General features: G+C 59.0%; 22 protein-coding genes. 16 read left to right on the top strand and 6 right to left on the bottom strand.

Annotation, left to right across the window (positions count from 1 at the left end; all coding sequences use genetic code 11):
- Window positions 1–60: 60 nt before the first annotated feature.
- From ACR0DS_RS03135 to ACR0DS_RS03125, 3 genes are read left to right on the top strand one after another with little or no spacing between them, the layout of a single operon-like run.
- The gene (locus ACR0DS_RS03135) at window positions 61–528 is read left to right on the top strand and encodes a MarR family winged helix-turn-helix transcriptional regulator (RefSeq protein ID WP_267364261.1); all 468 of its coding nucleotides are present in this window, start codon (window positions 61–63) and stop codon (window positions 526–528) included.
- Complete coding sequence (locus ACR0DS_RS03130) at window positions 525–1,562, top strand: efflux RND transporter periplasmic adaptor subunit (protein WP_480557786.1); 1,038 nt, start codon at window positions 525–527, stop codon at window positions 1,560–1,562. Before ACR0DS_RS03135 ends, ACR0DS_RS03130 begins: the two co-directional genes overlap by 4 nt.
- An 11-nt stretch (window positions 1,563–1,573) precedes the next feature.
- Window positions 1,574–4,621, top strand: a complete 3,048-nt coding sequence (locus ACR0DS_RS03125) for an efflux RND transporter permease subunit (protein WP_480557784.1) — start codon at window positions 1,574–1,576, stop codon at window positions 4,619–4,621.
- A 65-nt stretch (window positions 4,622–4,686) separates the two neighbouring features.
- Here the strand turns inward: ACR0DS_RS03125 and carB are convergent, their stop codons facing one another.
- Window positions 4,687–8,040, bottom strand: a complete 3,354-nt coding sequence (carB, locus tag ACR0DS_RS03120) for a carbamoyl-phosphate synthase large subunit (RefSeq protein ID WP_480539304.1) — start codon at window positions 8,038–8,040, stop codon at window positions 4,687–4,689.
- Between the two features lie 178 nt (window positions 8,041–8,218).
- Here carB and ACR0DS_RS03115 point away from each other — a divergent pair, with 178 nt between their 5' ends.
- From ACR0DS_RS03115 to aspS, 4 genes are all read left to right on the top strand, one after another.
- Entirely contained in the window at window positions 8,219–9,346 is a 1,128-nt protein-coding gene (locus ACR0DS_RS03115; RefSeq protein WP_480482220.1) for an aminodeoxychorismate synthase component I, read from the top strand.
- Window positions 9,301–9,948, top strand: coding sequence for an aminotransferase class IV family protein (locus ACR0DS_RS03110; protein ID WP_480482218.1), 648 nt, complete (start codon window positions 9,301–9,303; stop codon window positions 9,946–9,948). The genes ACR0DS_RS03115 and ACR0DS_RS03110 overlap by 46 nt, the downstream gene beginning before the upstream one ends.
- On the top strand, window positions 9,945–10,616 hold the full coding sequence (locus ACR0DS_RS03105) for a CPBP family intramembrane glutamic endopeptidase (RefSeq protein ID WP_480505950.1): 672 nt from the start codon (window positions 9,945–9,947) through the stop codon (window positions 10,614–10,616). The genes ACR0DS_RS03110 and ACR0DS_RS03105 overlap by 4 nt, the downstream gene beginning before the upstream one ends.
- A 79-nt stretch (window positions 10,617–10,695) precedes the next feature.
- Complete coding sequence (aspS, locus tag ACR0DS_RS03100; protein ID WP_480546128.1) at window positions 10,696–12,471, top strand: aspartate--tRNA ligase; 1,776 nt, start codon at window positions 10,696–10,698, stop codon at window positions 12,469–12,471.
- A 180-nt stretch (window positions 12,472–12,651) separates the two neighbouring features.
- On the opposite strand, the gene ACR0DS_RS03095 is transcribed toward aspS, so the two are convergent.
- Window positions 12,652–13,371, bottom strand: coding sequence for a response regulator (locus tag ACR0DS_RS03095; protein ID WP_480557782.1), 720 nt, complete (start codon window positions 13,369–13,371; stop codon window positions 12,652–12,654).
- 136 nt (window positions 13,372–13,507) lie between these two features.
- Between ACR0DS_RS03095 and mce the strand changes: the two genes are divergently transcribed.
- Complete coding sequence (gene mce / locus ACR0DS_RS03090; RefSeq protein ID WP_170346086.1) at window positions 13,508–13,912, top strand: methylmalonyl-CoA epimerase; 405 nt, start codon at window positions 13,508–13,510, stop codon at window positions 13,910–13,912.
- 24 nt (window positions 13,913–13,936) lie between these two features.
- The gene (locus ACR0DS_RS03085) at window positions 13,937–14,209 is read left to right on the top strand and encodes a DUF1467 family protein (RefSeq protein ID WP_480557780.1); all 273 of its coding nucleotides are present in this window, start codon (window positions 13,937–13,939) and stop codon (window positions 14,207–14,209) included.
- 6 nt (window positions 14,210–14,215) lie between these two features.
- Here the strand turns inward: ACR0DS_RS03085 and ACR0DS_RS03080 are convergent, their stop codons facing one another.
- Both ACR0DS_RS03080 and ACR0DS_RS03075 read right to left on the bottom strand, forming a co-directional pair.
- Entirely contained in the window at window positions 14,216–14,914 is a 699-nt protein-coding gene (locus tag ACR0DS_RS03080; protein WP_480539294.1) for an EI24 domain-containing protein, read from the bottom strand.
- Window positions 14,911–15,489 carry a nitroreductase family protein gene (locus tag ACR0DS_RS03075; RefSeq protein WP_480557776.1) on the bottom strand — a complete coding sequence of 193 codons (579 nt, stop codon included), beginning with the start codon at window positions 15,487–15,489 and terminating at the stop codon, window positions 14,911–14,913. Before ACR0DS_RS03075 ends, ACR0DS_RS03080 begins: the two co-directional genes overlap by 4 nt.
- Window positions 15,490–15,623: 134 nt before the next feature.
- Here ACR0DS_RS03075 and ACR0DS_RS03070 point away from each other — a divergent pair, with 134 nt between their 5' ends.
- Window positions 15,624–15,899, top strand: a complete 276-nt coding sequence (locus ACR0DS_RS03070; protein WP_480557774.1) for a DUF167 domain-containing protein — start codon at window positions 15,624–15,626, stop codon at window positions 15,897–15,899.
- Here ACR0DS_RS03070 and ACR0DS_RS03065 read toward each other — a convergent pair.
- The gene (locus tag ACR0DS_RS03065; protein WP_267364243.1) at window positions 15,896–16,135 is read right to left on the bottom strand and encodes a hypothetical protein; all 240 of its coding nucleotides are present in this window, start codon (window positions 16,133–16,135) and stop codon (window positions 15,896–15,898) included. The two genes, ACR0DS_RS03070 and ACR0DS_RS03065, sit on opposite strands and share 4 nt — an antisense overlap.
- A gap of 121 nt (window positions 16,136–16,256) precedes the next feature.
- On the opposite strand from ACR0DS_RS03065, the gene ACR0DS_RS03060 reads away from it, so the two are divergent.
- The 5 genes from ACR0DS_RS03060 (at window position 16,257) to ACR0DS_RS03040 (ending at window position 18,193) form a co-directional block, all read left to right on the top strand.
- Window positions 16,257–16,964, top strand: coding sequence for a M48 family metallopeptidase (locus ACR0DS_RS03060; protein WP_480557772.1), 708 nt, complete (start codon window positions 16,257–16,259; stop codon window positions 16,962–16,964).
- Entirely contained in the window at window positions 16,961–17,329 is a 369-nt protein-coding gene (locus ACR0DS_RS03055; RefSeq protein ID WP_480487612.1) for a YigZ family protein, read from the top strand. The genes ACR0DS_RS03060 and ACR0DS_RS03055 overlap by 4 nt, the downstream gene beginning before the upstream one ends.
- A gap of 68 nt (window positions 17,330–17,397) precedes the next feature.
- Entirely contained in the window at window positions 17,398–17,649 is a 252-nt protein-coding gene (locus ACR0DS_RS03050; protein ID WP_267366457.1) for a DUF6455 family protein, read from the top strand.
- Between the two features lie 14 nt (window positions 17,650–17,663).
- Window positions 17,664–17,933: a DUF6455 family protein gene (locus ACR0DS_RS03045; protein ID WP_267366459.1), complete on the top strand. Its 270-nt coding sequence runs from the start codon at window positions 17,664–17,666 to the stop codon at window positions 17,931–17,933.
- Complete coding sequence (locus ACR0DS_RS03040) at window positions 17,933–18,193, top strand: DUF6455 family protein (RefSeq protein WP_480557770.1); 261 nt, start codon at window positions 17,933–17,935, stop codon at window positions 18,191–18,193. The genes ACR0DS_RS03045 and ACR0DS_RS03040 overlap by 1 nt, the downstream gene beginning before the upstream one ends.
- Here ACR0DS_RS03040 and ACR0DS_RS03035 read toward each other — a convergent pair whose 3' ends face one another.
- On the bottom strand, window positions 18,194–18,436 hold the full coding sequence (locus ACR0DS_RS03035) for a CDGSH iron-sulfur domain-containing protein (protein ID WP_480539280.1): 243 nt from the start codon (window positions 18,434–18,436) through the stop codon (window positions 18,194–18,196).
- A gap of 226 nt (window positions 18,437–18,662) precedes the next feature.
- Here ACR0DS_RS03035 and ACR0DS_RS03030 point away from each other — a divergent pair, with 226 nt between their 5' ends.
- Complete coding sequence (locus ACR0DS_RS03030) at window positions 18,663–18,851, top strand: hypothetical protein (RefSeq protein WP_209504738.1); 189 nt, start codon at window positions 18,663–18,665, stop codon at window positions 18,849–18,851.
- Window positions 18,852–18,868 lie beyond the last annotated feature (17 nt).

Here is an 18,868-nt window from a genome sequence, read left to right as displayed (position 1 = left end):
ATATCTTGAATAGTTCAGAAATTGAAGTATATCGCTCCGTAACCCGCGCGGAGACCCCCAATGCCAGACGATATCAGTGCCAGACTGGGCCGCCTCAGCCCCGAGATTCAGGCGATCATGGGCGTCTATGCCCTGTACTGGAAACTGGAAGAGACCTTCGACTGTATCGAAACAGACCTGAGCCACCCGGAATGCCACATGCTGATCAAGCTGGATCAGCCCAAGCGCATGGGCGTTCTGGCCGCCGATATGTTAAGCGTACCATCAACGATCACCGCCACAGCTGATGCCCTTGAAAAAGCGGGCTATCTGATGCGGCGGCGTGACCCCGAAGACCGCCGCGCCTGGTTGCTGGTGCTGACAAAGCAGGGCGAAGAGGCCCGCAACATGCTGGTTGCCGCCGCCGGAGACCTGTTTCACCGGGCCTCGGGCCTCAACGAACAAGAAACTGCCGAATTCGCGCGACTGGCGCGCAAAATCCGCGACAACGTATTGAAAACGGGAATTCCCGAGGGATTGAAGAAATGAAACTCCTGACCTCTCTGGGCCTTGCACTGGCCATTCTGGCAACCCCGATTGCCGCTCAAGAGACCCCGAAACCGGTGAAACTCATGCAGGTGCGTGAAACCGCGCCCGGTTTCACGCGGCAGTTTTTTGGCCGCGTCGCCGCGCGCCAGACCGTTGATCTGGCCTTTCAGGTTGCGGGCCAGATTGTCGAAATGCCCATCAACGAAGGCTTCGTGATTCCCAAGGATGGCCTGATTGCCCGTCTGGATCAGGAACCGTTCGAGCTGCGCCTTGATCGGGCGCGGCTGCAAAAGGAACAGGCCGACCGCACTGTTGCCCGCCTGTCGCGCCTGCGCGGTACAACCGCCAGCCAGGTGGCCGTGGATGACGCCGAGACCGAGGCGCAACTGGCCGCGATCGCCCTGCGCGACGCGGAATATGAACTGGAACACGCCACGCTGACCGCGCCCTTTGACGCGCTGATCTCCAGCCGCTCGGTCGAGGCGTTTACCACCGTCTCGGCAGGCACGCCCATTGTCCGCATTCACGACATGTCCGAATTGCGCATCGTGGTCGACGTGCCCGAGATCCTGTTTCAACGCTCCGGCCAGAATGACGACATCTTCATCACCGCGAAATTCCCGGTCAGTGACGAAGTCTTCCCGCTGGAAATCCGTGAATTCGACGCGGAAACCTCCAGCGTCGGTCAAACCTTCCGCATCCAGTTCGGCCTGACCCCGCCAAAGGGGCTGCAAATCTTTCCCGGTTCTTCCGTTACCGTCAACGTTCAGGTGCAGGACAACCGCACAGGCATCATCGTACCGGCGACCGCTGTTGTCGCCGACGCAAACGGCGCGCTGAACGTCATGGTGTTTTCCCCGGTCGGGGCGGATGAGGGCACCGTGCGTCGCGTCCCGGTGACCATCGAGCCCACGCAAACCGGCGATGTCCGGGTGCTGACGGGCCTGTCTGACGGGGATGAGGTCGTCGTGGCCGGGGGCGCTGTGCTGACGGATGGTCAGACGGTGCGCCGGTTTGCCGGTTTCGCGAACTGAGGGGCTGACAGATGAACATCGCCCGCGCCTCAATCGACCGGCCGCTTTACACATGGCTGGTCATCCTCATTGCCCTCATTGGGGGCATCTGGGGATTCACATCGCTTGGCCGTCTGGAAGACCCGGCCTTTACAATCAAGAACGCGGTTGTCATCACGCAATACCCGGGCGCCACCGCCGAACAGGTGGCGCTGGAAGTATCGGAACCGCTGGAATCCGCCATACAGCAGATGGGCGAGGTGGACGTCATCACCTCGGTCAATCAACCCGGACGGTCGCTGATCGAGGTTGAGATCAAGTCTACATACGACGGCACCGAACTGCCCGCCATCTGGACCCGGCTCAGGGCCAAGGTGCGCGACGCCGCGCGCGGCCTGCCATCGGGCGTCGGCCAACCGTTTGTGAATGACGGGTTCGGCGACGTGTTCGGCCTGTTCTATGCGGTGACCGCCCAAGGGTTCTCGGACGCTGAAAAGCACGAACTGGCAACCTTCCTGCGGCGGGAACTGCTGACCGTTGACGGCGTTGCGGATGTCGAGGTTCAGGGCCTGCCGGACGAGGCGATCTTTGTCGAACCCGATCTGGCGATTTCGGTGAACCAGAATGTCCCGCTGCAAGCAATCAACCAGGCGATTGCCAATGCGGATTCGGTCAATTCCTCAGGGTCCTTGCGCTCTGATAACGACCGCACCACCATCCTGACGGCTGAAGGGTCGGACAGCGTGTCGGCCATTGCGGGCCTGTCTGTCGGTTCGCAAGGGCAGGTGATCAACCTCTTTGACATGTCCGATGTCTATCGCGCCCGTCAGAACGACCCCGACATCATTATCCGCTACAACGGGACCGAGGCCTTCACCTTGGGCATCGCGGGTCTGGCCACGGAAAACATTGTCGAGGTTGGTAAACGTGCTGATGCAAAGTTCGCGGAATTGAACACAAGCATTCCCTTCGGTGTCGAAATCCTGCCGATCTATCAACAACATGTGGTGGTCGAACAGGCCTCGAACGACTTTCTCGTGAACCTTGCCATGTCGGTGGCCATCGTGGTCGCCGTGCTGGGCATCTTCATGGGCTGGCGCGCGGCCATTGTCGTTGGCTCGACCCTGCTGCTGACCGTGGTCGGCACGCTTCTGTTCATGTCGCTCTTCTCAATCGAGATGGAGCGAATCTCATTGGGTGCCCTGATCATCGCCATGGGGATGCTGGTGGACAACGCCATCGTCGTGGCCGAAGGGATGCAGATATCCATGCTGCGCGGCCAGTCCTCGCGCGATGCGGCCGAGGATGTAGCGTCAAAAACCCAGATCCCGCTGCTGGGTGCGACCGTGATTGGCATCATGGCCTTTGCGGGCATTGGCCTCAGCCCTGACGCAACCGGAGAATTCCTGTTCTCTCTGTTCGCCGTGATTGGTATTTCACTGTTGCTCAGCTGGGTATTGGCGATCACCGTCACGCCGCTTTTGGGGCACTACTTCTTCAAACAGGGCAAAGCAGGCGAGATCGACGCTTACGGCGGCCTCCTGTTCCGCACCTATGGTGCGATCCTGCGCTTTGCGCTGCGCTTCCGCTGGCTGGTTGTTGCTGGTCTCGTCGGCGTAACCGTCGTGTGCTATGCCGGGTTTGGGCTGATGAAACAGCAGTTCTTCCCCAACTCCAACACGCCTTTGTTCTTTGTGCACTACAAACTGCCGCAGGGCACACCGATTGCACGAACCGCCGAAGACATGGCGGTGTTCGAAGAGTGGCTGGCAGCACGCGACGACGTGGTCTCGGTCACGACCTTTGTCGGCCAGGGGGCTACTCGTTTCATGCTGACGTATTCAGCCGAAAAGCCGAACCCCAGCTATGGGCATATGGTCATCCGCACAGCAAGCCTGGACGACATCCCGGCGCTGCAAGCGGATCTTGAGGCGTTTGGGTCCGTCCAGTTCCCCGAAGGTGAGTTCGGCACCAAGCGCCTGGTCTTTGGCCCCGGCGGTGGTGATCCGATTCAGGCCCGCTTCTCGGGCAGCGATCCGGTCGTGCTGCGCCAGCTCGCGGACGAGGCGGTGCAGCGCATGGCCGCCGCATCCCCGAACGCGCTGTTGGTTCATCACGACTGGCGCGAGCAGGAACTGGCTCTGCAACCGATCTATGCCACCGAACGGGCGCAGACAGCCGGTGTCACACGCGAAGATATCGCCGCCACCCTGCAATTCTCGACCGACGGCATTACGGGTGGTGTGTTCCGCGAGCGCGACCGCCTGATCCCGATCATCCTGCGCCGACCTGCGGACGGAGATTACTCGATCGTCGATCAGGTCGTGTACTCGGACCAGTCGGAAAAATTTGTACCAATTGAACAAATGGTGGATGGATTCGAGTACAAAACGCTCAATACGCTGGTTCACCGTCGTGATCGGGTTCTGACTATCACCGTCGGCGCGGACATCCCGCCCGACCTGACTGCGGCACAGGTTCACGCCGAAGTGCGAGACGCCATCGAGGCCATCGAATTGCCGCCCGGGTACAAGATGGAGTGGGGCGGTGAGTTCGAAAACTCGCGCAAAGCACAGGCAAGCCTGGGCAGACAATTGCCGCTGAGCCTGCTGATCATGGTGTTGATTTCGGTCCTGTTGTTCAACGCGATCCGTCAGCCGATCATCATCTGGCTGCTGGTGCCGATGTCCGTGAACGGCGTGGTGATCGGCCTGCTGGGAACAGGGCTGCCCTTCACCTTTACAGCGCTTCTGGGCCTGCTCAGCCTGTCGGGTATGCTGATCAAGAACGGCATTGTTCTGGTCGAGGAAATCGATCTGGTCCGCGCCACCGGCAAGCCCCTGCGCGAGGCAATCATCGAAGCATCCGTGTCGCGTTTGCGGCCTGTCATGCTGGCGGCTGTCACGACCATTCTGGGCATGGCGCCACTGCTGACGGATGCTTTCTTCGTCTCGATGGCAGTGACGATCATGGGCGGTCTGGCATTTGCCACCGTGCTGACAATGGTCGCGGCACCGGTGTTCTATCTGCTGTTCTTCGCCCGTGACGAACGAAGAAAGACGGTAGAATATCCTGCGTAAAATATTGGAACTAAAGAAAAGCCCCAGAGTTTCCTCTGAGGCTTTTCCGTTTGGTTCAGGGGTCTTTACCCCTGTAGCGATTTCACCTCGACGTCGCCCTCAGCTTGTGCCTTGATCGCCAGTGCTGCGGCGTTGGCCCCTGCAGCGGTGGTGAAATACGGGATCTTGTCATACAGCGCGATCGAGCGGATGGCCTTGCTGTCCTCAACCGCCTGCGCACCTTCGGTGGTGTTCATCACCAGCTGCACCTGACCGTCTTTCAGCATGTCCACAACATCCGGGCGGCCTTCGTACACCTTGTTCACAACGTCACAGGCAACACCCTGTTCGTCCAGCCAGCTTTGGGTCCCGCGCGTGGCCACAAGCGTAAAGCCCTGGTCAACCAGAACTTGCGCCGCTTCCAGCATGGCTTTGCCCTTGTCGGCATCCTTGATCGAAATGAACGCACGGCCAGAGGACGGCAACACCATGCCCGCGCCCATCTGCGCCTTGAGGAACGCGCGTGGGAAGTCACGGTCCCAGCCCATCACCTCGCCGGTCGAGCGCATTTCCGGGCCAAGGATGGTGTCGACGCCGGGGAAACGGGCGAAGGGCATGACGGCCTCTTTCACCGAGAACCACGGCATGTCCGGATCGGCCAGCGTCATCTGGTCGGCGATCTTGGTGTCCTTGCCTTCCTGATAGGGCGGGCGCATCGGGAAATCGGCCAACTTCTCGCCCGCCATTATACGCGCCGCAATCGACGCAATCGCACTGTCGGTGGCCTTGGCAACAAACGGCACGGTGCGCGAGGCGCGCGGGTTCACTTCGATCAGATAGATTTCATCATCCTTGATCGCGAATTGCACATTCATCAGGCCAACAACATTCAGCGCCTTGGCCAGCTTGAACGCCTGATCCTTGATCTGCCCGATGATCTCTTTCGACAGCGAATAGGGCGGCAGCGAACAGGCGGAATCGCCCGAGTGAACGCCCGCTTCTTCGATGTGCTGCATGATGCCCGCGACGTGAACGTCGGTGCCGTCACACAGGGCGTCTACGTCCAGTTCGACCGCGCCGGCCAGATAGCTGTCCAGCAGTACGGGGCTGTCGCCCGAGACCACAACGGCCTCGTTGATATAGCGTCGCAGCTGATCCATATCGCGCACGATTTCCATCGCGCGACCGCCCAGAACGTAAGAGGGGCGGATGACCAGCGGGAAACCGATCTCTTCCGCAATCTCCAGCGCCTTTTCGTCGGTCGAGGCAATGCCGTTTCTGGGCTGTTTCAGGCCCAGTTCATTGACCAGCGCCTGGAACCGTTCGCGGTCTTCGGCCAGGTCGATTGCGTCCGGCGTGGTACCCAGAATCGGAATACCCTCGGCCTCGAGCGCGTTGGCCAGCTTCAACGGTGTTTGACCACCGAACTGAACGATCACGCCGTGCAGCGTGCCATTTTCCTGTTCTTTCGTCAGGATTTCCATGACGTGTTCAAAGGTCAGCGGCTCAAAATACAGACGGTCCGAGGTGTCGTAGTCGGTCGAAACCGTCTCGGGGTTGCAATTGACCATGATGGTCTCGTACCCGGCCTCGGTCAGCGCATAACAGGCGTGGCAGCAGCAATAATCGAACTCGATCCCCTGACCGATCCGGTTCGGACCACCACCAAGAATAACGACCTTCTTGCGGTCGCTTGGGCGTGCCTCGCATTCGACATCGCCCATCATAGGGGCTTCGTAGGTCGAGTACATATAGGGGGTTTGCGCTTCGAACTCAGCAGCGCAGGTATCGATGCGTTTGAAGACCGCGGTAACGCCCAGATTGTGGCGGGCGCGGCGCACGTTATCTTCGCTGCGGCCTGACAGATTGCCCAGACGCGCATCGGTAAAGCCCAGCATCTTGAGCTTGCGGATGCCTTCTTCGGTCACTGGCAGACCGTCCTTGCGCACGGTGCGTTCTGCTTCGATGATCTCGCGAATGCGGGCCAGGAACCAGGGGTCAAACTTGGTGACGCCAAAGATTTCATCGTCGGCCAGGCCATGACGCATGGCTTGTGCGATAGTGCGCAGACGGTCGGGGGTCTGCTTGCTGATCGCCTTGATGACATGCGCCTTGTCATCGCTGCTTTCGACCTCATCCCACAGGCCGATGCTCAACCCCGGAATTTCGATCTCATCAAACCCGGTCAGGCCGGATTCCATCGATGCCAGCGCCTTCTGCATGGATTCGTGGATGGTGCGCCCGATGGACATCGCCTCACCCACTGACTTCATTGCAGTGGTCAGGTAGGGTTCAGAGCCGGGGAATTTTTCAAACGCGAATTTCGGGATCTTGGTGACGACATAGTCGATGGTAGGTTCGAACGACGCAGGCGTGACCTTGGTGATGTCATTGTCCAGCTCGTCCAGCGTGTAGCCGACGGCCAGTTTCGCGGCGATCTTGGCAATAGGGAAACCCGTCGCCTTGGAGGCCAGCGCCGATGAACGCGACACGCGCGGGTTCATTTCGATCACAACCATGCGGCCATCATCGGGGTTGATTGCCCATTGCACGTTCGAGCCACCGGTTTCCACCCCGATCTCGCGCAGGACGGCAATCGAGCCGTTGCGCATGATCTGGTATTCCTTGTCGGTCAGCGTCAGGGCAGGGGCCACGGTAATCGAGTCACCCGTGTGCACGCCCATTGGGTCGACGTTTTCGATGGAGCAGACGATAATGGCGTTGTCGGCGGTGTCGCGCACCACTTCCATCTCGTATTCTTTCCAGCCCAGCAGGCTTTCATCGACCAGGATCTGGTTGACAGGCGAGGCATCCATGCCCGAGCGGCAGAAATGGATATAATCCTCGCGGTTATAGGCCACGCCGCCGCCTGTGCCGCCCAAGGTAAAGGCCGGGCGGATGATGGCAGGCAGGCCGATTTCCTCCAGCTCGTCCAGAGCGATCTGAACACCTGCGTCCAGATCGGCAGAGCCGTCGGCCTTCTTGGGGGCGGTCACGATGGTGGCTTTGGGGTTTTCCAGCCCCAGCCGATCCATCGCCTCGCGGAACAATTTTCGGTCCTCGGCCATCTCGATGGCGTCGCGTTTGGCACCGATCATCTCGACACCGAACTTGTCCAACACCCCCATCTCTTCCAGCGCGAGCGAGGTGTTCAGACCGGTTTGCCCGCCCATTGTGGGCAGCAGGGCGTCAGGGCGTTCCTTTTCGATGATCTTGGCGACGACCTCGGGCGTGATCGGCTCGATATAGGTGGCATCGGCAAGTCCGGGGTCAGTCATGATTGTCGCCGGGTTCGAGTTGACCAGAATAACCCGGTAACCTTCTTCGCGCAGGGCCTTGCAGGCCTGAGCGCCGGAATAGTCGAACTCGCAGGCCTGACCGATAACAATGGGACCCGCCCCGATGATCATGATCGACTTGATGTCGGTTCTCTTCGGCATGGCCTGGCCCCTTCGATTTTGTACGAGTCGCGGGCGCCGCCCAAGCGCCCAAATTGTCGTGCGTTATAGGGACCACGCAGAAAGGTTCAAGGGGTATCGGAAACAGAAGCGAAATTGCCGCTTTCCCCCCTTTCCCCTGCCAGAGTATTCTCTATATCGCCCTTCACGGCAAAAGAGGATGCAGTTGCGTATTCGTTTTGATCAGGGACCAGCCGGTCGCGGAACCCGGTTTCAGCGCCCGACTCGGATTATCCGCGCGGATACGGCGGAGGACGTGCCCCAGGCTCTGGCGGCGCTGGATGAGGCGCGCGCGGGCGGGGCCTGGCTGGCTGGCTATGCCAGTTATGAACTGGGATATGTGCTTGAACCCCGGCTGATCAAACTTTTGCCGGAATCGCGTCGGCTGCCCTTGCTGTGCTTTGGGGTCTACGGCGCGCCGGATCGGGTTTCTTTACCGACGCCCGCAGGCGTGGTGCGCGCGTTTCAGCCGCGCTGGGACGAGGCGCGCTATGGCGAAGCCTTTCAGGTGGTGCATGGTGCTATCGGTGCCGGTGATATCTATCAGGCGAACCTGACCTTTCCGATTGACCTGACCGTCTCGGGCAGCAGTGAAACCCTTTATGCGGCACTGGCAGCGGGGCAGCCCGTTGGGCATGGCGCGCTGGTGCAGCAGGTCGGGTTACCGGATTTGCTCAGCCGCTCGCCAGAGTTGTTCTTCCGCACAGACGCGGATGGAAAGATCGAGACACGACCGATGAAGGGTACCCAGCCGCGCAGCGAAGACCCGGACGAGGATATGCGGCGCCGGGCGTTTCTGACCACGGACGAAAAGAACCGGGCGGAAAACCTGATGATCGTCGATCTTCTGCGCAACGATATCAGCCGTGTCGCATTGCCCGGTTCCGTTCATGTCCCTGAACTGTTCAAGGTGGAAACCTATGCGACAGTGCATCAGATGGTTTCACTTGTCCGTGCCCAGTTGCTCAAATGCGCAGGGCTCAGCGATATACTGACGGCGTTGTTTCCCTGCGGCTCGATCACGGGCGCCCCCAAAATTCGCGCCATGGAAATTCTGGCCGGGCTGGAACCCTGGCCGCGCGACATCTATTGTGGCACCATCGGCTGGGCCGCGCCTGATGGGCGGTCCGAGTTCAACGTGGCCATCCGTACGCTGATGCTGGAAGACGATCAGGCCACCCTGAACGTGGGCGGGGGCCTTGTCTGGGACAGCACCGCCCCGGCAGAATATGAGGAGGCGCTATGGAAAGCCCGCTTCGCCCGCCAGCTGAGCCTGATTTCCGCCTGATCGAAACACTGGCGTTTCGGCCAGGTCAGGGCTTTGTCCGAAAAGACCGTCACCTTGCGCGCATGGCCCGAACCGCTGCGGCCTTTGGCCTTCCCTTCAACCCGGATTTAGCGACCGCCGCGCTGGATGGCGCGTTGGGCGACACCCCCTTGCGGTGCCGCCTTACACTGGACGCATCGGGTGCATTCGAATTGACCACCGGGGTTCTGGCCAGCAACCCTCCGGTCTGGCGCATCGCCCTGTCTGATCAGCGACTGGCTTCCAATGATCTTTGGCTGCGTCACAAGACAAGCCGCCGCGCCCTTTATGACAATACTCGCGCCGCGCTGACGGATGGCATAGACGAGGTGTTATTCCTGAATGAGCTTGATGAGCTGTGTGAGGGCACCATCAGCAACCTTTTCGTCGAAAAACAGGACGGTCGTATTCTGACACCTGCGCTGTCCAGCGGTCTGTTGCCTGGCATATTGCGCGAAGAATTACTGGATAAAGGAACGGTGTCTGAGGCCGTGCTGACCTTGAGCGACCTGAAAAATGCACAAACTGCCTACATGGGCAATTCATTGCGCGGGCTGATCCGGGTGGAGCTGATAGACACGTGACCAAAGACAGCGCGATGGTCGGACCGCCGGTTGCATTGCCGCGGTTAAGGGTCGAGTTCGGCCTGTTCTATGTTGTCCTGCCGCTGATCATCGCGGTTTTGTTTCCACCGAACTGGATGTTTCCGGCTCTGTTTGCCCTGACCGGGCTGGGGATCATGCTGCTGCATTGGACACCGGGCTTTCAATGGGCCGAGTTGCGCTATGATTGGGCCAACTGGTCGCTTCGCGAAGTTGTGCTGTTTACCGCTTTCATGTCCGTGTTTTGCGTTGGGCTGATTCAGGTGACACGCCCCGACGCCGCGTTTTTTCTGCCAGTACACCGCCCTGAGATGCTGGTGCTTATCTGGATCGGTTATCCTGTTTTGTCTGCACTGCCTCAGGAACTGCTGTTCCGCCCACTGTTCTTCCGGCGTTATCACGCGATCCTGCCAGAGGGGCGTGCGGCTTATGTGCTGAATGCTGCCATCTTCTCGTTCGCGCATCTGATGTATTGGAGTTGGATTGTCGCCCTCATGACATTTGCGGGCGGGCTGCTGTTTACATGGGCCTACAGGCAGCGCGGCTCGTTCTTCTATGCGGTGCTGTTGCACGCGATTGCGGGCAATATCATCTTTGCGGTCGGGCTGGGTGTCTATTTCTACTCAGGCAACGTGCAAAGGCCGTTTTGACAGGGCGACCCGCCTTGACTTTCCGGGCCTGACAGGGTGTATCGGCGCGACGAATTCTGCGCCCGAAGGGATATGATCCATGCACGCCTATCGCAGCCACACCTGCGCCGCACTGACCGCCGCTAATGTCGGTGAAACCGTTCGCCTGTCCGGTTGGGTGCATCGGGTCCGAGATCATGGGGGCGTCCTGTTCATCGACCTGCGCGACCATTTCGGCGTAACCCAGATCCTGTGTGACGGCGACAGCGCCGCTTTTGCTGCGCTTGAAAAGGTGCGTTCCGAATGGTGCATCCGCATCGACGGAACCGTCAAGGCGCGTGCCGCCGAACTGGTGAACCCGAAACTGCCCACCGGTGAGATCGAGGTTTACGTGCGCGAACTGGAAGTTCTGGGGGCCGCCGAGGAACTGCCGCTAATGGTGTTCGGCGATCAGGAATACCCCGAGGAAACCCGCCTGCGCTATCGTTACCTCGACCTGCGACGCGAGGCGATGCAGCGCAACATGACCTTGCGCTCGGACGTGGTGGCGTCCATGCGCAAGCGTATGTGGGATCAGGGGTTCCGCGAGTACCAGACGCCGATCATCACCGCGTCCTCACCCGAAGGCGCGCGTGACTTCCTTGTGCCGTCGCGCCTGCATCCGGGTAAGTTCTACGCGTTGCCGCAAGCCCCGCAGCAGTTCAAGCAGCTGATTATGGTGTCGGGTTTCGACAAGTATTTCCAGATTGCGCCCTGCTTCCGCGACGAAGACCCGCGCGCCGACCGCTCACCCACCGATTTCTACCAGCTTGACCTCGAGATGTCCTTTGTCGAGCAGCAGGACGTGTTCGACACGATCCAGCCCGTTCTGACCGGTGTGTTCGAAGAGTTCGGTGGCGGTCGCAAGGTCGATCAGGACTGGCCGCAGATTTCCTACAAGGATTCGGCTCTGTGGTACGGCACGGACAAGCCCGACCTGCGGAACCCAATTAAGATGCAGGTGGTTTCCGACCACTTCCGCGGGTCTGGTTTTGCGATTTTTGCAAAGCTGCTCGAACAGGAAGGCACCGAAATTCGCGCTATCCCCGCGCCAACCGGTGGCAGCCGCAAGTTCTGTGACCGCATGAACGCCTTTGCCCAGAAAGAGGGTCTGCCCGGTATGGGCTACATCTTCTGGCGCGATCAGGGCGAAGGGATGGAAGCCGCAGGCCCGCTGGCCAAGAACATCGGCCCCGAGCGGACCGAGGCTATCCGTCAGCAATTGGGTCTGGGTGTCGGCGATGCGGCGTTCTTCCTGGGCGGCAAGCCGAAAGCCTTTGAAAAGGTTGCAGGCAAGGCGCGCGATGTGATCGGCGACGAGCTTGGGCTGACCGAGAAAGACCGCTTTGCCTTTGCCTGGATTGTTGATTTCCCGATCTACGAGCAAGACGAAGAAACCGGCGCGATCGACTTTGAGCACAACCCGTTCTCGATGCCGCAGGGCGGCATGGAAGCGCTACAGGGCAACCCACTGGATGTGCGCGGGTATCAGTATGACCTGGCGTGCAATGGATATGAGCTGGTGTCGGGTGCGATCCGGAACCACAAGCCGGAGATCATGCTGAAGGCCTTTGAACTGGCGGGCTATGGCGAGGATGAAGTGAAATCCCGATTTGGTGCCCTGTTCAACGCCTTCCACTACGGTGCGCCGCCGCACGGTGGCTGCGCTGCAGGGATCGACCGGATCGTGATGCTGTTGGCGGATGAGGCCAATATCCGCGAGGTCATGATGTTCCCGATGAACCAGCGGGCCGAAGACCTGATGATGCATGCGCCGTCGGACCCGACGTCAGATCAGCTGATGGAACTGGGTTTGCGCCTCATTCCGCAGGACTGAACGAGAGCCGCCCGCATTTAGCGGGCGGTTTCATTTTGATGCCAGCGAGTATTCGCGGGTCAGTCCAGCGGGTTGTTCAAATCACCTCGGTTGACACGAATTGAACGTGCAGCATGCCGTGTTTGGCGATAGGCCCAGATGCACAGAAGCGTTGCAGTGATGAAGTAGGCTGCAATCACGTCAAATCGCCTTTCTTTGTTCCAGGCGGTTCTGCACCATGCCGGCGACCTGCGCTGCCTGCGCGGTGATCGGTGCGCCGTTCGCCCGTGACAGCGCCAGCTTTCGGGCGGCTTCTGCCAACGGTCTGTCATCGGCTTCCCGTGCGACCCCTTGCAGGAACTGGGCAGCGTAATCCCACGTGCGATGATCGTTGGGCCCGGTAAGGACATCGGCGATATGCGCCATATCGTCCTGATAGGCCATCGGGTCGGGGCGGATGACTTCATCTCGAACCGAGTGGAGCCCGCTTGGGCGTCGATCCTCGGGCAGGCGCTCCAGAATGGACTTCTGAAAATAAGACAATGATTTTATTGGCTTGGAAAGAAATCCGTCCGCCCCGGCTGCGTGCGCCAGACTTTCGGTGGCGTCGTCGCCCGACAGGCCCATGATCACGCTGATCCGTGGTGAAGCTTCGGCCAGTTCGGCGATCAGGTCGGCTCCGGACCCGTCGGGCAGGCCCATATCAACCAGAATGACCGAAGGGCGATAGATTTGCAGGTGTCGCCGTGCCGATTTCAGGCAGTCAGCGCGTCGGATACGTGCGCCGCTGTGCAGGCACATCAGGCGGATCGCGTCGCAGGCATATCGGCTGTCTTCAACAACCAGAATTGTCTGTCCCAGCAAGGGCCGCGTTGCGGTGGGCGTGGCGGCGGTGGTGGCAATGAGGCCCGAATCGTCCATGGCAGCTCTCCTATCCAGCAGATGCTTCACGCTAGGAACTTCTGGCTAACACGACGTTAACGCGCGATTTGGCGCACTTGTTCTTTCGCATAGCAGCCCCCATAACCCACGCAACGCAGGACATCAGGAGTGAGACATGATTGGACGTCTGAACCACGTTGCCATCGCCGTACCCGACCTTGAGGCGGCATCCGAGCAATACCGCAATGCGCTGGGCGCCAAGGTTGGCGCGCCGCAGGACGAACCGGATCATGGCGTCACGGTTGTGTTCATCGAACTGCCCAACACCAAGATCGAACTTTTGTACCCGCTGGGCGACGACAGCCCTATCAACGGGTTTCTGGAAAAGAACCCGGCAGGCGGTATTCATCACGTATGCTATGAGGTCGAAGATATCATCGCCGCCCGTGATCATTTAAAAGCGACCGGTGCCCGTGTTCTGGGGTCGGGTGAACCCAAGATCGGCGCGCATGGCAAGCCGGTGCTGTTCCTGCATCCCAAGGACTTCAACGGCTGCCTTGTCGAGCTGGAACAGGTATGATCCGCAAAACCCGGGGGGGCTGAAGTGACCATTACCGCTGCATTGGTGCTGTTCGCCGTCATCTGGTTCATGACGTTGCTTGTGGTTCTGCCCATTCGCATCAAAACTCAGGGTGACCTGAACGATATCGTTCCGGGCACCCATGCGGGCGCGCCGGAAGTCCATCATCTGAAGGCTAAGGTGTGGATCACCACCGCCATTGCAGTAGTTTTGTGGGCTATCATTGCCGGGATCATCATATCTGGTGCAATTTCAGTGCGGGACTTCGACTGGTTGAACCAACTGGAGCCGCGCTAATCTGTGTCAGACCTTTTGGCCTGACACAGCATGAAAAATATGGGTGAATGTCGCCGCGCCAAGGATCGGGATCACCAGATTCAACAGCGGTATCGACAGCGGAATGGCCATCAGCGTTCCAGCGACCCAGATCGTGGTCGAATGCCTGGCCCGCAACTGGCGTGCGCCATCCCGCCCGATCCGGCGCATTGCAGCCAGCGTGAAGTATTCTCGCCCCAACAAGAACCCGTTCATGGCCCAGAAGATGAAGGGCGCAAACGGGGTGAAGATCGCATAAAGGATCAGCGCCAGCAGGTTTGCGACAATCAGCACGCCAAGAAAGCTGAGGCCGTCCATCAGGGCCTCTGACACCGGGATGCGTCGTGCAGGTGGCAAGGCCGGAAAATGCTTGTCCTCGACCGCTTGTGCCACTTCGTCCAGAAAGATCGATGTGATGGCTGACGCCACCGGCACCATCAGGAAAACAGGCAGGATCAGGACGAGAACGATACCTGAATAGTTCAGAACGTCGTTCAGCCATGGCACTGCGCCGACGAACGGCAGAGAGATTTCACTGCCCGACAACCAGTTGATCAAACTGATCGCACCCGCACAGGCGAGACCCAGCAAAAGGATGGTCAAACCTACACCGCGCAGCAGAACGGCGCGGAATTTGGGGTCTCCGATCTGGCCGAGCGCGCTGAAAAAGGCGTTCAGGATGATCATTCTGTGATCCATTCCGTCAAGGCTGCCACATCGGGCCGCGGGCGTTCGGGTGGCGCTGTTCCCTCGGTGGCGATATGTATCAGCCCGGCGACACGTTCGTTGTCGGCAAGCCCAAAGGCGTCGACGCAGAAGTCGTGGTCATGGGTTTGCCAACCCGATAGCCAGTTTGCGCCCCAGCCTGCGGCCAGCGCGACATTCAGCAGGGCCAGACAGACCGCGCCCGCAGAATAGGTTTGTTCGATCGCGGGTATTTTCTCGGACGGTTTTTGTACTTCGATCACGGCTACGGCCAGATGCCCCATGTCGAACTGGCTGCGCGCTTTTGAAATATCTTCCGGACTTTTGTTCAGCCGTTGCCCGCAGGCCTCGGTCAGGGTTGCCAACCGTGCCATGGCCCCCTGTTCCAGAACGATAAATCGCCAGGGTTCCAGTTTTCCGTGATCGGGGCTGCGTGCGGCTGCGGTCAGCAGGGGGCGCAATTCGTCCCGTGTCGGAGCCGGGGCAACCAGTGTCTTGGCGGGTCGGGATCGGCGCGACTGCAAAAACTCCAGAGCAGCGGGGTTTTTCATGGACATATGTTAACTTCCTTTACATCACGTCTCTGTATCTTGGTCGGCATGCCGAGGGTTTCAAGGGCGCGGCGACGGATCGCGTGGATCAATTTCATTCCACCGCCCATCATGCAAGACTATTGAGGGAAAGGGCGACAATGGCGAAATCCAAACTGCGAGATCTGCCGGATCTCAGCGCGCAGGCGCACGCCGGGGCAACGTTTCATCTGAAAGTTACACCCAAGGCCGCGCGCGACCGGGTGGTCGTGAAAGACGGGCAGATCAGGGTATTTGTCACGGCGCTGCCTGACAGCGGCAAAGCCAACCATGCGGTTCAGGTGATCCTTGCGAAATGTCTTGGCGTTGCCCCTTCGACACTGACACTCAAGCAGGGGCAAACCGCGCGCAACAAGGTGTTTGTCTATGTGCCCTAAGGCCCCGTTTCACGGATCTGGTAAACACCCTCGGGCAAGTCCAGCGCTGCGGCCAGATCGCGGACCTGTTCGGGCGACAAGGTGATCTTTTGCACCTGGTCGGTTCGCGGATCAAACTGTTCCAGCGTGACGCATTCGGCGAAATTGTTGATCACAACATCTTCCTGCAAAGGTTTTTCACCTTCGTCCACAAGCGTTATGACCGTCGAGTCGAATTCATGCTCAATCGAAAACATAAGGACAGAGTGCAAGCCGTCGACGCGCAATGCAAGACGTTCGTTTCAAAGCATTGCGTGGTCACTCTGAACAGCACGTACTATGTTGAAATCACGGTCAGACCGAGCCGAAGGATGTAACATGCGCAGACGCTTTGTTTTGGTGCTTCCCTTGCTGCTTGCGGCCTGTGCGGAAGGTGGATTGCGCGTGCAACCTGCTGCGGATTGGCTGGGTGAAGGGCCGGGTTCTGAGGATGTTGCCCAGACCTTTCGCGAAGTCAGTCAGAACATTGGGGCCGAGGCTCGCAGCCAGTGTTTGAAACAATCAAGGCCTCAGAAATGCGAATTCCGGATTCTCGTTGATCTGAACCCACGTGCGCCGGCCAATGCGTTTCAGACATTGGACGACCAGAAGCAACCCACCATAATCTTTACACTTGCGATGATCCGTTCCACACAAAATGCAGATGAACTGGCTTTTGTCATGGGGCACGAGGCGGCCCATCACGTGCTGGGCCACATCGCACGGCAAAGCGAAAATGCCAGCGCAAGCGCAACTGAGTTCGGAAAGGCGGAAAAGCTGCGCGGGGGCGACGCCGCCGACATAGAAGAGGCCCAGAAAGTTGGGGCGCAGGTTGGTGTTCAGGCTTATGTGAAGGATTTTGAGCTTGAGGCTGACCAGATGGGCACGATCATTACACATAATGCGGGCTACAACCCGCTGATCGGGGCAAAGTTCTTTGATCGCATTCCGGATCCCGGTGACAGGTTTCTGGGCACCCACCCGCCAAACGCGCAGCGCGTTCACATCGTGCTTGAAACCGCGACGCAACTGGGACTGACGCAATGACCGATCTTGTGCGCCTTGGCGTGATTTTGACGGATCGCGGGTCGAAATATGCGGTATCTGGCGCGCCTGTGGCGTCACGCGCGGACGTCGACGCGGTTTTGGACCAACTGAAGTCCGATAAATCTTATGCCAAGGCCACACATAACACGTGGGCCGCCTCCTTGCCGACCGGCGCGCTGAAGGCCGATGATGGGGAAAGTGGCGCCGGTATGGTAATCCTGCGGATGATCGAGCGTGCAGGGCTGGACAATCACGTGATCATCGTCACCCGCTGGTACGGAGGCAAAAAGCTGGGTGGGGACCGTTTTCGCCGCGTTCAGGATGCAACCCGGGCCTATCTGGACCACATCGGCGCCCAATCTTGACCTGTATCAAAGTCTGACCTTCCGGATGCGCTAGGATTTCGTAAAGCGCGAAAGGGAAAGGATACAGCATGCCCACCCGAGAGTCCTTGCGGCTTCATGCCGGATTGGTGGACGATATGGCCAGAATGCTGGACATCGATCTTGAGGAAGCAGCCATTGGCGGCAAGCTATCTGTCGACCAGATTTCTGACGCAGTTCTGCGATGTACCGATTGTCCGAACCCGGATCATTGTCAGGATCTGCTTAAGAAAATGGCGACCGCTGGGCGGACACCTGAATATTGCCGTAACCAGGAGTTACTGCACAAATTGATGCCTTAACTGTCAGGTTCGCCATGCCACGTCTCGGTGAAATCATGGCCCACCTGCGCTTGGTACTGCGGATGGGCGAGGTCACAGGAACCGACCTGGCCGCAGCCTATCGGGACGGTCACCTGAAACATGAGGATTGGGCCGAGATCGTGCAGCAATGCCGAGGCTGTGCCTGGGCCAGAACCTGCCCTGAGTGGCTGGAACGGCGCGAACAGATTGATCATGCCCCATGCACATGCCCGAACCGTGAGCGTTTCAAGGCCATCAAAGCTTTGCAAGCGGAGGACGCGTGATGCCTCGGGATATTCTGGGTGAGGTCGAAAAGCACTTTTGGTTGACGCGCTCTGTCTCGCGAAGCATGGGAATTTCACTGAGCGAAGCAATGGCCGAAGGGCGGCTTTCGCCCGAAGAATACGCCGAACTGGTCACGCGCTGTCGCGCATCGGGCTGTGATGCGCAATGCACCAGCTGGCTGGCTCAGCGGCAGCATCCAGCGGACACGCCCCCGGATTTCTGTGCAAATTCAGAGACACTGAACCGATTAAAAGGTTGATCAAAGGTCTTTATGCGTTCCATCGCATAGCGGCGCGTTTGCACTGTGTTTGCACCCGCAAAAGTAGACCTTTTTGCTGGTCTCGGCCGTGTATTTCACCGGTTCGAACCCGCTACCTTTATGTGAGCCATCGCAAAAGGGTTGCCGGTTCGACTTTCCACACGCGCACCAGAAATAGGTTTTCCCTTCGACAACCTCGACTGAAAAAGGGGTTTTCTGGGCAATAACGGGTGTGTCTGACATGTGGCTTCTCCGTCTTTAGCTGAAACGTCGCACAGTTTAGGACGATGCAGACAAAAAGGTAGCTGTAATGCCGCAAGGATCATCATTTGGGCTTCGAACTGGCATGGAATCGCTCTTCCTCACAAGGAAGTGACCGTTTCAGTTGCCAGATTGCCGTTCAGCCCGTACTCTGGAAACAGCCCGAAAAGCTGGGCAATATCAGAAAAGTAATAGAGGATTGACGGACATGAAACTGAAACTTGCAGCCGTTGGCGCATTTGCTCTGGTCCTGACCGCTTGTGCGCAGCAGGAAGAACCGACCCCTGTTTACGTACAACCCGACTACGACAAGTATGGCTCGGCCAGCTGCTCGGCAGGCTATGAACTGGCAACAACCGAAGCAGGTCAGACTGTCTGCAACCCGGTTTCTCAGTAAGCTTATCGCAGGCGGTC

This window comes from Ruegeria sp. AF5, from assembly GCF_056541905.1.
The sequence above is the reverse complement of the archived record's forward strand: the minus strand, read 5'-3'. Positions and strand labels throughout refer to the sequence as shown.

Coding starts and splice junctions, on each gene's coding strand:
- ACR0DS_RS03135 (WP_267364261.1), top strand. CDS start 61: ATGCCAGACGATATCAGTGCCAGACTGGGCCGCCTCAGCCCCGAGATT.
- ACR0DS_RS03110 (WP_480482218.1), top strand. CDS start 9,301: ATGGAAAGCCCGCTTCGCCCGCCAGCTGAGCCTGATTTCCGCCTGATC.
- carB (WP_480539304.1), bottom strand. CDS start 8,040: ATGCCGAAGAGAACCGACATCAAGTCGATCATGATCATCGGGGCGGGT.
- aspS (WP_480546128.1), top strand. CDS start 10,696: ATGCACGCCTATCGCAGCCACACCTGCGCCGCACTGACCGCCGCTAAT.
- ACR0DS_RS03035 (WP_480539280.1), bottom strand. CDS start 18,436: ATGTCAGACACACCCGTTATTGCCCAGAAAACCCCTTTTTCAGTCGAG.
- ACR0DS_RS03075 (WP_480557776.1), bottom strand. CDS start 15,489: ATGTCCATGAAAAACCCCGCTGCTCTGGAGTTTTTGCAGTCGCGCCGA.
- ACR0DS_RS03055 (WP_480487612.1), top strand. CDS start 16,961: ATGACCGATCTTGTGCGCCTTGGCGTGATTTTGACGGATCGCGGGTCG.
- ACR0DS_RS03115 (WP_480482220.1), top strand. CDS start 8,219: ATGCAGTTGCGTATTCGTTTTGATCAGGGACCAGCCGGTCGCGGAACC.
- ACR0DS_RS03070 (WP_480557774.1), top strand. CDS start 15,624: ATGGCGAAATCCAAACTGCGAGATCTGCCGGATCTCAGCGCGCAGGCG.
- ACR0DS_RS03030 (WP_209504738.1), top strand. CDS start 18,663: ATGAAACTGAAACTTGCAGCCGTTGGCGCATTTGCTCTGGTCCTGACC.
- ACR0DS_RS03095 (WP_480557782.1), bottom strand. CDS start 13,371: ATGGACGATTCGGGCCTCATTGCCACCACCGCCGCCACGCCCACCGCA.
- ACR0DS_RS03040 (WP_480557770.1), top strand. CDS start 17,933: ATGCCTCGGGATATTCTGGGTGAGGTCGAAAAGCACTTTTGGTTGACG.
- ACR0DS_RS03080 (WP_480539294.1), bottom strand. CDS start 14,914: ATGATCATCCTGAACGCCTTTTTCAGCGCGCTCGGCCAGATCGGAGAC.
- ACR0DS_RS03045 (WP_267366459.1), top strand. CDS start 17,664: ATGCCACGTCTCGGTGAAATCATGGCCCACCTGCGCTTGGTACTGCGG.
- ACR0DS_RS03130 (WP_480557786.1), top strand. CDS start 525: ATGAAACTCCTGACCTCTCTGGGCCTTGCACTGGCCATTCTGGCAACC.
- ACR0DS_RS03125 (WP_480557784.1), top strand. CDS start 1,574: ATGAACATCGCCCGCGCCTCAATCGACCGGCCGCTTTACACATGGCTG.
- ACR0DS_RS03065 (WP_267364243.1), bottom strand. CDS start 16,135: ATGTTTTCGATTGAGCATGAATTCGACTCGACGGTCATAACGCTTGTG.
- ACR0DS_RS03050 (WP_267366457.1), top strand. CDS start 17,398: ATGCCCACCCGAGAGTCCTTGCGGCTTCATGCCGGATTGGTGGACGAT.
- mce (WP_170346086.1), top strand. CDS start 13,508: ATGATTGGACGTCTGAACCACGTTGCCATCGCCGTACCCGACCTTGAG.
- ACR0DS_RS03060 (WP_480557772.1), top strand. CDS start 16,257: ATGCGCAGACGCTTTGTTTTGGTGCTTCCCTTGCTGCTTGCGGCCTGT.